This is a genomic window from Streptomyces sp. NPDC051172 (assembly GCF_040682555.1).
Classification (GTDB): Bacteria; Actinomycetota; Actinomycetes; order Streptomycetales; family Streptomycetaceae; genus Streptomyces.
The window spans coordinates 23,000-33,837 of the sequence record NZ_JBFBBE010000103.1 but is presented as its reverse complement, the minus strand read 5'-3'; the positions used below and the strand labels follow the sequence as shown (position 1 = coordinate 33,837).

Below are 10,838 nucleotides of genomic sequence, written 5' to 3'. Positions count from 1 at the left end.
CTGATCCACAAGACCGGCCCCGCCACCTACGCCCTCGCCTGCTGACCCGACACGCTCGACACCGACCAGAAGATCCTTAACTTCCCGGCCTTGGGGCTTGACCGACCACCTCCCCGGCCGCTATGCGCTGGGGCGGGGTCATCTCATCGACGGCCGAGAGGATCTGCCTGGCCAGGGCGGTTCCCTCTCCTTCCAGAGAACGCAGCACCTGAGTCTTCATGTTGACGGGTAGCAGGTATGCGGTGCCCGACGACCTCCACAGATCCGACCAGAAGCGTTCGCCTGCCTCGGTGGGGGGAGGCAGCGCGGCCAGCAGCCCGAGGAGATGGCCGGTGGCCGCATAGGCGTCGGAATGGGCAGCTGCGACGACTGCGATGCCGGCGACGCCCTCCACATCGAGCCGGCCGGCCTCGAGACGCGAAGCCAGACCCAATTGATGTTCCAACTGGTGTGCCAGGGCGGCGGATACGTGGGGGCGGACCTCAGGAAGCATCGGCGATCCTTGCGCGTAGGCGAGCGGAGATGCCCGTTCGTAAGCCCTGATCTTTCCCATGGCCGGCCGATCTACTCGGCTTGGGCAGGCCCCAATCGGCGGCAGGGCCAACGGGGCTGTAGTTCACACGGTGGCGAGCCCGCCCGGGCCCGGTTGCACATGCTCGCGGAGCGCACCGCAAGCTCACCGGACAGATCGATGAGCTTGCGGTGCTGCGAGCCGGTTGCCACGATGACGGCCTTGGCCCGGTGGACGGTCCCCATGCTGTCGGTGACGGTCTTGACCGTGCCGGTGAGGTCGACGGCGACGATGTCGTCGGGGACGAGTTCGGCGCCGAAGCGTTCGGCCTGGGACCGCATGTTGTCCATGAGGTCGGGGCCCATGATGCCGCCCGGGAAGCCGGGGAGGTTCTCCACCTCGGTCGTCTGCACCAGTGCCCCGCCGGCCGTGACCGCGCCCTCGAAGACCAGTGGCTTCAGCGAGGCGCGGGCGGTGTAGAGGGCGGCGGTGTAACCGGCGGGGCCGGAGCCTATGACGTTGACGTTGCGTATCTCGCCGCCGCTCACGCCGCCTTCTCCGGCGCGATCTCCTTGATCAGGCCCTCGACCAGCACCTTGATCTCGTCCCGGATCGGACGGACCGCCTCGACGCCCTGGCCCGCCGGGTCGTCCAGCTGCCAGTCCAGGTACCGCTTGCCGGGGAAGACCGGGCAGGTGTCGCCGCAGCCCATGGTGACGCAGACGTCCGACTCCTTGACCGCGTCGACGGTGCCTGGCCCTCGTGACCATCCCCGCCCATGCCCTCGCGCTCCGAGGTCCTTGGCCGCCCGCACCAGCGTCGCCCTCCCAACGGGCCGGTAACGGCGGCTCGGTGACCCGCAGCCGACCGTTCCTGATGCTCGCCACGGCGCTCACGCTGAACAGCTTCGCCATGTACGCGGTCGTCATCGCCCTCGTGCCCCTGCTGATCGCACGCGGCGCCGGCCCCACCGCCGCCGCCTGGGCCCTCGGGCTCGGAGGAGCAGGACAGACACGTGGCCGCACCCTGTACGCCGCCGTCGCCAACCGCACCGGTGTCACGACCCGCACGACCGCCCTGATCGCTCTGGGCGGGACCACTACCGCCGCGTTCGCGATGGTCTCCGGACCCTTCCGCCTGCTGGTGGGCATCGCGATCGCGGCCGGCATGGTGCGAGGCAACCCCACCCTGCTCCAGGCCACCGCCGTCACCGACCGCTGGGGCACGACACACTACGGGCGTCTGTCCGGGCTACTGGCCGCCCCGGCCACCATCGCGTCTGCCCTGGCCCCCTTCGCAGGAGCCGCGCTGGCCGGCCCGCTCGGCGGCTATCCCGGCTTGTTCGCCATGCTCGCACTGGTATCCGCCGTAGCGGTGCTCCTCGCGCTGGGGAGCTGAAGAAGAGTTCACTGCGGTCAGATCTGGGGCTCTCTGGGTGTCTGCGGGCGGTCAGTTGCAGCAATCGCAGCCTGGGCGACATCCACACTCACCGTCCGCCTGCGCAGCGTTCAGTATTGCTCCGTCTCCACGAAACCCGCGTCCGCGTTGTCGTCCGCACCGAGTGCGGCGGCGGTCGGGTCGAATCCGGGCGGGCTGTCCTTGAGGCCGAGGCCCATGCCGGCGAGCTTCGCCTTGACCTCGTCGATCGACTTCGTACCGAAGTTGCGAATGTCGAGCAGGTCGGCCTCGGAACGAGCCACGAGCTCACCCACGGAGTGGACGCCCTCGCGCTTTAGACAGTTGTACGACCGGACGGTGAGCTCCAGCTCCTCGATCGGCATTACCAGGTCGGCGGCGAGCGCGGCGTCGGTGGGGGACGGGCCCATGTCGATGCCCTCGGCGTCGATGTTCAGCTCGCGGGCGAGACCGAACAGCTCGACCAGGGTCTTGCCGGCCGACGCCACGACGTCACGGGGACGCATGGCCTGCTTGGTCTCGACGTCGACGATCAGCTTGTCGAAGTCGGTGCGCTGCTCGACACGGGTCGCCTCGACCTTGTACGTGACCTTGAGCACCGGGCTGTAGATGGAGTCGACCGGGATACGGCCGATCTCCTGGCCCACCTGCTTGTTCTGCACGGCGGAGACGTAACCGCGGCCGCGCTCGACCGTCAGCTCCATCTCCAGCTTGCCCTTGCCGTTGAGCGTGGCGAGGACCAGGTCGGGGTTGTGCACCTCGACACCGGCCGGGGGCGCGATGTCGGCGGCGGTGACGAGACCCGGGCCCTGCTTGCGCAGGTACATCACGACCGGCTCGTCGTGCTCCGAGGAGACGACCAGCTGCTTGATGTTGAGGATCAGGTCGGTGACGTCCTCCTTGACGCCCGGCACGGTGGTGAACTCGTGCAGGACGCCGTCGACGCGGATGGACGTGACCGCCGCACCGGGGATCGAGGAGAGGAGCGTGCGACGCAGGGAGTTGCCGAGGGTGTAGCCGAAGCCCGGCTCCAGCGGCTCGATCACGAACCGGGAGCGGAACTCGTCGACGACCTCTTCGGTCAGGGAAGGACGCTGAGCGATCAGCACGAGGTGTTGCCTCCAGTGGTTTGGCGCCCGCTAGGTGACGCCGTAGACACCATGAAGGGTACGGGCCATACGGTCTCCGGTGACGCGCCGCACTTTCGTGGTGCACGGCGCTCGCATCCACAACTGCCCCACGGGATGAGCTTTGGTGCTCGTCCCCGATGGCGTGACCCTGTACTTCGGTCCTTCGGGGTGGGCTCCTGAGCGAGGTCGCATTGGAGATGGTGAGGCCGGATCCCAGCCGGTGGCGAGCGCAACATAGACCATGATCGCCGGTTGGCCGAACCGGCGATGGTGACGACCATTGAAGGTGTTCGCATTCGGCTGAGCCCGTCGAGGGGGCCGTGCCGGACGAAGTGGACAGAGGCGCAGGCTCCTGGGAGAAGTGAACGGTCCTGTTGCCTGCTGTCCTGATGACCGCGGAGCCCTTCGCTGACACGCAGCGGCGCCTGTGCCTGCGTGGAGGGGTTCCGCGCCCTCAAGGAGAGTGAGCAGTCCTGTCTGATCCGATCCACGAAGCGCTGGTATGTGAAGCCGGGTGTCGAGGACCTTCGGCCGGCGGCGGATACGTGGGGAGGTCTGGCGAGCGTCTCCACCCCCGCTCCTGCATAGAGTGTGAGATGTGGGAGCGTGGGCGGGTGAGTGAGACGAACGTCGAAACCCTGCAATACCGCTTTGACGGGCCAGAACAGGCTCCAGTCCTGGGTCATGGGATGCACCCTCGGTGCTACATGGCACATGTCGTAGAGACCGTCTTTTAGGCGTCCACGTGGTCCGAAACCATACCGTTTGCGTAGGTGGATTTCCTGAGGTCCGGGAGCGTCTACGGGGTTGGTGACACGGGCGTGACACGTGAGGCACGTCTGGCGGTCTGGTTCGACGGGGGATTCAGTGCAGACGGGGACCTGAGAGGACGGGCCTCGCCGGATTGCTCCGGCGAGGCCCGTCGTGCAGTTGTCAAGGCCGTCCTGCCGCGTCACCAGGGCTGCCCGACGACCGGCCGCGCACCGGTGCGTACGCCCTGCCACGCGTTCGGCGGCCCGGGAGATGACGGATCAGCAGGCCCGGGCCGGGCCGCCGGTCGCCGTCGAACCCGGCGGGAACCCTTGCTGCGTACGGACGCGTCTGCCGCGCCGACGTGCTCGGCGGCTGCGCGCATTGTCCAGCCCTCGGATCGGCGGCGGCCGCGGTCCACAGCGGGCGATGGCCCTTGTGGTCGAGCTGGGCGACGTCAACCCGGCCAAGACCGCGTGATGAGCCACGTGAAGGACCCGGCTCAGACCATGTCCGGGCTGAGCCGCGGGTCAATGTGCAGGAAATCGCGGGGCGTACGGACGAGACGGGGGCCGGCGAAGCATTCGAGCGCCGCCAGCAGATTGCGCCGATCCGCCCCGATCGCCCCGAGGACGCAGATGCCCACGTAGCCGAGCTCACGATGAGCCCTGGAGAGCCCCGTACTCGTCTTCGGAACGGGGGCCTCCGCGCGCAGGCGGACGGCCAAGACCGTCAGCCTCTCCTGGTGCGGTTGGCGGACGGGATGGTGGACCGACCCTCGCATGAGCCCGACGTGGGAGATGTCCGTCCACGGCACGCGGACACCACCGCGGCCACGCATGAACCTGATTTCCTCGGAGTTGAGGACCAGCGTCGCGACGTGCCGGTCGCTCGCGAACAGTGCAGCCCCGAAGAGCCACAGAGAGAGCAGCATCGGGATGCCGATCATCAGGGGTCCCACCCAGCTCAGCCAGTCCGACCAGTGCGGCGACGCCGTCCTCAGTGCCTCGGTGAAGATCCAGCCGAAGAACAGCGTGCCGACGCCACCAATGGCCATGGGCTGGCGCCTGTTACGGGCAGCGGTCGCCGTGTCGGGACGAAACCGCACGTCGTCGTGGGCTGGGGATGGCGGAGCTGCCGACGCTGGGCCACGGGCCAGCGCGAGATCGCCGGCGGTGTTCAGCGCGCGACGCTGCGGGCGCGGCAGTCCGCGTGTGGCAAGGCTCTGTGTGACCCGCTGGTAGATCGCGTCCAGGGTCTGTGGCCCGGACTGGCGGAGTGCCTGGAGCAGAGCACCGGTGAAGGCCGTGTACGTTTCGCCGCTTGGTGCATGGGAGGGGGCGTTGGCGGTGGTCGAGGTGAGGGTGTATGTGCCGGCAACTTCCAACTGACCAATGATCAGGCCCTGTTCGTCGCCCATGGCCTCAATGGCCCGGCCTGAGAAGCAGCAGTCGAGGATCAGGATCCGGATGGCCGCTGGGCTGCTGGCCAGCTCCTCGCGGAGGGTGTCGAGCGGCAGGGCCGTATAGCGCAGCAGGGACGGCTCGGTCCCGGTCAGGCTGAGGTAGAGGCGGCCCTTGTCGTCGAGCAGACCGTGTCCCGCGTAGTACACGAGCAAGACGTCCGTCGCTTCACGAATCGTGTTGCTGAGGAGGGGACCCAGGCGCTGCATGTCGACAGGATCGGAGACGACCTGGCACAGCTCGGGCGTGATCGTACCGGCGGCTGCATCGGTGAGAACCTGACGCAACGCGTTCAGGTTGGCGGCCACGGCAGGGATCGACGGCAGCTCGGGAGCCTTGGGGAACCGGCTGGTGCCGATCAGAACAGCCCGGGAACGGGCGGCTTCGGGAAAACGCGTCAACTCCCGGCCTCCTGGTCACGGAGCAGACCACCGACCTCCCGGATCAGTGCCTGAGCGTCGGGGACCCGCTGCGCATCAAGTTCTATGGTGCGGCCGCCCGAGGTGATGGTGATCTTGAGATCCGAGCGTCGCTGCCAGAGCCAGGTCGAAAGGGACCGGGCGAGTACCGCTCCCGCTCCTCCAGACCCCAGCGCCACCACCAGCGCGTCAACCAGTCCGCCCATCTCACCGGGCCGTGGCGCCGCGCGCTCCAGCACTGCCCGACCACGCAACTCGTCCTCGTGGCGCAGCCAGTCGAGCAGCGATCTGAGTACGGTCTCGCCCTCGGAACTGAGGACGGCTATCCGGACGCGGCGTGTTGATTCCACGGGATCATCCTGCCGGGCCGCCGGTGGCCCGAACGCTCGAACGGCAAAATTGCGATGTCCGAAGTCTGCCCGTCGGCCAGCGGGCGAGGTGCGCCGTCGTAGCCGACCGCGACCTGTCGTGGACCTGGACCACCGCGGTCTCGACGAGGACGTCGTCTGTTGCTGAGGTCCAGCGCGCCAAGGGCGCCCACCAGCCATTCGAGCCGGCTGCGGGCGCCGATGCCGCTCCGCGGCGACAAGACGGTGGACGAGACCAGGCCGACCCCGTGCCCCCGGTGTCGTGATGTTGTGGACGACAGGGAGCTCGATGACACACGACAGGTGGACCGGGCGCCTCGGCCGCCCTACCAACTCACCAGATTCATCCAAGTGCTGGGACCTACGGTGCCGTCCGGAGTCAGCCCGCTGAACTTCTGGAAGGCGATGACGGCGTCGCGGGTTCCGGCCCTGAACCGGCCGTCCACCGTGACAGCCGCGCCCTGGGCCTTCAGCTCGGCCTGGACCGCCCGCACAGCCGCGCCGGTGTCGCCCTGCTGCACGGTGACTACCAGGCGCTGCCAGGTGTTCGGCCCCACGATGCCGTCGGGGTCAGTCCCTGGGCCCTCTGGAAGGTGATCACGGCGTCCCGGGTTCCGGCCCCGAACCGGCCGTCCGCCGCAAGGTGCGCTCCGTGGGCGGCGAGCAGGTACTGCACGGTGGTCACCTGCCGGCCTGCCCCTGCTGCACCAGAGGCCAGCTGGGAGCCGGCGGCGGAGGTGTGTAGTCACCCAGGGCGAAGGTCTTCAGGTCCTTCAGCATGCCGTTGAAGACATCCTGGTCCCCCGGGAAGGCGCCCGAGGCGGCGGTCTGCCAGAGCGTGTAGGTGTTCCAGCCGGCGGGCAGCGGGGTGGGCGTGCCGGACTGGTTGACGATCCACAGCGGGTCGGTCCTGCCGAAGCCCCGGTGGTTCCCGGTGCAGGCCGCCCACCAGCCGGCGGCGGTGTAGATCACCGGGTGGCGGCCCGTCCGGGCGTGGAACTCGTTCACGAACGCCGCGATCCAGCTGGTCATCGCGCTGTGGCTGAGTCCCCAGCAGGGGTCACCGTGCGCTTTGGCCTCGATGTCCAGGGCTCCGGGGAGGGTCCTGCCGTCGCGCTTCCATATGCCGCCGTGGGCCAGGAAGTAGTCGGCCTGCGCACGTCCGCCGGAGGCGTCCGGGCGGGCGAAGTGGTAGGCGCCACGTATCAGACTGGCTCCGGCCGCCCCGTTGTACTGCTGTGTGAAGTAGCTACTGGTGTAGCTGACCCCTTCGGTCGCCTTCACGTAGGCGAAGGCGGCGCCCTCGGCGGCCGTCGCTTTCCAGTCGACACGGGGGTCGTAGCCACTCACGTCGAGCCCGCGCACCTGAGCCGTGGAGCGGGCCGCCCCGGTGGCCGCGGTGGTGTCCGCGCGGGCCACGCCGTGGACGCCGGTGCACAGGCTCGCGAGTCCGACGGCGAGCACCGCCGCAGCGCGGACCCGCCACCCGGCCCGACCCACCGCTCTGCCGCGGGCGTGGGGATACGTCATCGCTGTCTCTCCGTTCTGGCTTTGTGGTCAGTCATGGCCGGCGTCGCTGGTCCGTCCGGGCCTGGCGACACCGCACACCGGCCCCTGCGGCGCCGGAGGCACCGGGCAGGGGCCGGGGGGATGCCGCGGTCTTCAACACCGTGCATGGGTTCTATCGGCCGGCGGTGGGCTGCCTCCGCACCGCCTTCGAACGGTTCACCGTCGCCTTCGCACTTGCTGCCGCCGGCGATCTCCAGCGGGCCCAGCGGTGGAATGCCGTGAATTGACGAGATTCCCTACACGACGGCTCGGAAATGGCTCCCACGCACTGGCGTACTTCCTCTCTTGGGCCAGGCCGGCCGAGAGCGTCTGTTCGGAGGGCACAGCACGAGCCGGAGCCCGGACCTGTACAGACGACTCAGCAACCATGCCCACGGCCGGGCCGGGCATTCCAGCGGCGACTTGTGGCAAAGCAATGGCCCCGTCCACGCCCCGGAAGCTCTCGACCTGGTCGCCGACCTGATGTGCGAGACGGCGGCCCACCTGCACGTGCTTCTGGTGGCAACATGGCCGAACTACGGCTCGTTTGACGCTCTTGAGCGCCTCCTGGCCAGCGCATCAACGGCGTGGGCCTCGCACGTTCCCACCATTCGGCGGGCCTTGGACCACTAGCGAGCCAGGTTGTCCGACTGCCCGGGAGGGCGAGGCGGGTCGTGCTCCGCACGCGGTCGTCCGCGTCGTGTCTCGTTAACGCCGGTGTTCCAGGTCCACCATGGAGGGAAAGCGCTAAGTGGGTGAGCGCGATGAGCCGGCGGGAGCCCCGGGGATGGCACGTGGAGGGTTGCGGATCTACCTGGGGGCCGCCCCGGGTGTGGGGAAGACGTACGCCATGCTCGAGGAGGGCCAGCGGCTGCGTGCCTCCGGCGCGGACGTGGTCGCGGGATTCGTCGAGCCGCACGGGCGGCGGCCGACGGCGGCCATGGCCGAGGGCCTGGAGACGGTGGAACGGCGCAGGGTGACCCACCGGGAAGCGGAGTTCACCGAGATGGACCTCGACGCGGTGCTGGCCCGCCGCCCCCAGGTCGCCCTGGTGGACGAGCTCGCCCACACCAACGTGGCCGGCACCGGCACCCGCAACGCCAAGCGGTGGCAGGACGTGGAGGAACTGCTCGATGCCGGGATCGATGTCGTCACCACGCTCAACGTCCAGCACCTGGAGTCCCTGAACGATGTCGTCCGGCAGATCACCGGGGTGCGCCAGCGCGAGACGCTGCCGGACGAGGTGGCCCGTCGCGCCGACCAGATCGAGTTGGTCGACCTGCCGCCCGAGGTGCTGCGCCGCCGCCTGGCGCACGGCGCCATCTACCCGCCGGACCGGATCGAGGCCGCTCTGACCCACTACTTCCGGGTGGGCAACCTCATCGCGCTGCGCGAACTGGCGCTGCTGTGGCTCGCCGACCGGGTGGAGGAAAGTCTGCAGCGCTATCGCGCCGAGCACGGCATCGCGGCCCCCTGGGAGACCCGCGAGCGGATCATGGTGGGGCTGACCGGAGGGCCGGAGGGCGAGACTCTGATCCGCCGAGCGGCCCGGATCGCCGCTCGTAGCCCGGGCAGCGAACTGCTGGCGCTGCACGTCGTGCCGGCCGACGGCCTCACCCACGCCGATCCGACCGCCCTTTCGGCCCAGCGTGCCCTGGTGGAGTCGCTGGGCGGCACCTACCACCAGACGACCGGCGAGTCGGTGGTCGAGGCTCTGCTGCAGTTCGCCCGGGCCGAGAACGTCACCCAGATCGTGCTCGGCGCCAGCCGCCGCGGCCGGCTGTCGCTGCTGCTGGACGCCGGAGTGGGGCACCGCACGATCCGCGGCTCGGGCCCCATCGACGTTCATGTGGTCACCCACGAGGAGGCGGCCGGCTCCGCTTTCAAACCGCGGAAAACGGGTCCGGGCCGGGGTGCCGGGCCACGCCGGTTCTGGCTCGCGACGGCGGGGGCGGCACTGCTGCTGCCGGCGCTGACCCTGATCCTGACCGCCCCCGCCACCCGACTCGACCTGTCCGGGGTACTGGTGGTGTTCCTTGTCGCCGTCGTCGCCACGGCCCTGGTCGGAGGGCTGGTCCCGGCGCTGGCGGCGGCGATCGTTGCGGCAGCGCTCGCCGACTACTACTTCACCACGCCCTTTCACTCGCTGCGGGTCGACCGCGGCGGCGAAGTCCTCGCCCTCGTGGGCTTCGTCGTCACCGCGGCTCTGGTCGGCGCGGCCACCGACGCGGCCGCGCGGCGCACCCGGCAGGCCATACGCGCCACATGGGAGGCGCAGGTACTGAGCCGGCTGGCGAGCGCCATGATGCACGGACGGGACCTGCCGACCCTCGTCGAACAGGTACGGGAGAACTTCGGGCTGACCGGTGCCAGCCTGCTCGAACGCAACCCCGACGCATCACCGGGCCCCCGCTGGTACGTGGTCGCCAGCGCCGGTGTCGACCCGCCCGAGCAGCCGTACGAAGCCGATGTCGAAAGCCCCGTCAGCGACGACCTGACCCTGGCGGCCCGTGGCAGCCTGGCCACCGACGACCAGCGGATCCTCAGTGCCTGCGCGGCCCAACTCGGCATGGCCCATCTGCACGGCCGGCTCGCCCGGCACGCCGCCGAAACCGACACCCTCGCCGCCGCCGAACACACCCGCTCCTCCCTGATCCGGACGGCCGACCGCGATCTGCGCGAGCGGCTGCGCACGGCAGAAGACGCCCTCGACCGGCACGACACGGACACGGCTCAGGCGTCGATCCGCCGCGCCGCTCAGGTCGTCGCCGACCTGGCCGACCTCGACCGGCTGCAGGGCGGGGCCCTCGACCTCTACCTGCGCCCGGTCGATCTCGACGAGGTGCTCACCGCCGTACTGGACGACCTGGGGCCCGGTGGCCGCACCATCGAGGTCCGGCTGCCGGAACAGCAACCCGACGTGATCGCGGACGCCGCGCTCCTCACCCGGGTGCTGACCGCCCTCGCGGCGGACGCCTTGCGCCACAGTCCGCCGGAACGGCCGCCCGCACTGACCACCGAAGTCCTCGACAGCCGACTGCGCATCCGCCTGACCGGCGGCCCCGACGGCGCCCCGCACCCGGACAGCCTGACGCTGCGGCTTTCCCGGGACCTGACCGAGGCCATGGGTGGCACGCTCGAATCGGCGGACGACAGCGGTCGGCTGTTCTCGGTGACCCTCACCTTTCCCGCCGCCTCCACACGCCCGTGACCTCGCGCCGGGCGGCGGGGCT

9 protein-coding genes and 3 pseudogenes are annotated in these 10,838 nt (G+C 69.8%); 3 read left to right on the top strand and 9 right to left on the bottom strand.

The genetic code is table 11. The features are described from left to right. Positions 1-76: 76 nt before the first annotated feature. The 3 genes and pseudogenes from AB0N07_RS39200 to AB0N07_RS39190 form a co-directional block, all read right to left on the bottom strand. Positions 77-493 carry a hypothetical protein gene (locus AB0N07_RS39200; RefSeq protein WP_365843659.1) on the bottom strand — a complete coding sequence of 139 codons (417 nt, stop codon included), beginning with the start codon at positions 491-493 and terminating at the stop codon, positions 77-79. Between the two features lie 200 nt (positions 494-693). After that, a pseudogene (locus tag AB0N07_RS39195) lies at positions 694-1,059 on the bottom strand (FAD-dependent oxidoreductase); the annotation flags it as partial. Further along, a pseudogene (locus tag AB0N07_RS39190) lies at positions 1,056-1,262 on the bottom strand (phosphotyrosine protein phosphatase); the annotation flags it as partial. The pseudogenes AB0N07_RS39190 and AB0N07_RS39195, both read right to left, overlap by 4 nt. Before the next feature lie 2 nt (positions 1,263-1,264). Here AB0N07_RS39190 and AB0N07_RS39185 point away from each other — a divergent pair. Then, positions 1,265-1,909 (top strand): annotated as a pseudogene (locus AB0N07_RS39185) (MFS transporter); the annotation flags it as partial. Positions 1,910-2,019: 110 nt separating this feature from the next. Here AB0N07_RS39185 and AB0N07_RS39180 read toward each other — a convergent pair. Then, positions 2,020-3,036 carry a DNA-directed RNA polymerase subunit alpha gene (locus tag AB0N07_RS39180; RefSeq protein ID WP_365843657.1) on the bottom strand — a complete coding sequence of 339 codons (1,017 nt, stop codon included), beginning with the start codon at positions 3,034-3,036 and terminating at the stop codon, positions 2,020-2,022. A gap of 1,044 nt (positions 3,037-4,080) precedes the next feature. On the opposite strand from AB0N07_RS39180, the gene AB0N07_RS39175 reads away from it, so the two are divergent. Beyond that, positions 4,081-4,287 (top strand): hypothetical protein, encoded by a 207-nt coding sequence (locus AB0N07_RS39175; protein WP_365843655.1) that lies wholly within the window; start codon positions 4,081-4,083, stop codon positions 4,285-4,287. Positions 4,288-4,309: 22 nt separating this feature from the next. On the opposite strand, the gene AB0N07_RS39170 is transcribed toward AB0N07_RS39175, so the two are convergent. From AB0N07_RS39170 to AB0N07_RS39150, 5 genes are all read right to left on the bottom strand, one after another. Beyond that, positions 4,310-5,671 carry a caspase family protein gene (locus AB0N07_RS39170; protein WP_365843653.1) on the bottom strand — a complete coding sequence of 454 codons (1,362 nt, stop codon included), beginning with the start codon at positions 5,669-5,671 and terminating at the stop codon, positions 4,310-4,312. Next, positions 5,668-6,039 carry a hypothetical protein gene (locus AB0N07_RS39165; RefSeq protein WP_365843651.1) on the bottom strand — a complete coding sequence of 124 codons (372 nt, stop codon included), beginning with the start codon at positions 6,037-6,039 and terminating at the stop codon, positions 5,668-5,670. The genes AB0N07_RS39170 and AB0N07_RS39165 overlap by 4 nt, the downstream gene beginning before the upstream one ends. Before the next feature lie 344 nt (positions 6,040-6,383). Beyond that, positions 6,384-6,614: a peptidoglycan-binding domain-containing protein gene (locus AB0N07_RS39160; RefSeq protein ID WP_365843649.1), complete on the bottom strand. Its 231-nt coding sequence runs from the start codon at positions 6,612-6,614 to the stop codon at positions 6,384-6,386. Then, a complete protein-coding gene (locus tag AB0N07_RS39155; RefSeq protein WP_365843661.1) occupies positions 6,584-6,733 on the bottom strand; it encodes a peptidoglycan-binding domain-containing protein in 150 nt (49 codons plus the stop codon). Before AB0N07_RS39155 ends, AB0N07_RS39160 begins: the two co-directional genes overlap by 31 nt. Before the next feature lie 5 nt (positions 6,734-6,738). Continuing rightward, the gene (locus tag AB0N07_RS39150; protein WP_365843647.1) at positions 6,739-7,587 is read right to left on the bottom strand and encodes a GH25 family lysozyme; all 849 of its coding nucleotides are present in this window, start codon (positions 7,585-7,587) and stop codon (positions 6,739-6,741) included. A gap of 805 nt (positions 7,588-8,392) precedes the next feature. On the opposite strand from AB0N07_RS39150, the gene AB0N07_RS39145 reads away from it, so the two are divergent. Further along, positions 8,393-10,816 (top strand): DUF4118 domain-containing protein, encoded by a 2,424-nt coding sequence (locus AB0N07_RS39145; protein WP_365843645.1) that lies wholly within the window; start codon positions 8,393-8,395, stop codon positions 10,814-10,816. Positions 10,817-10,838 lie beyond the last annotated feature (22 nt).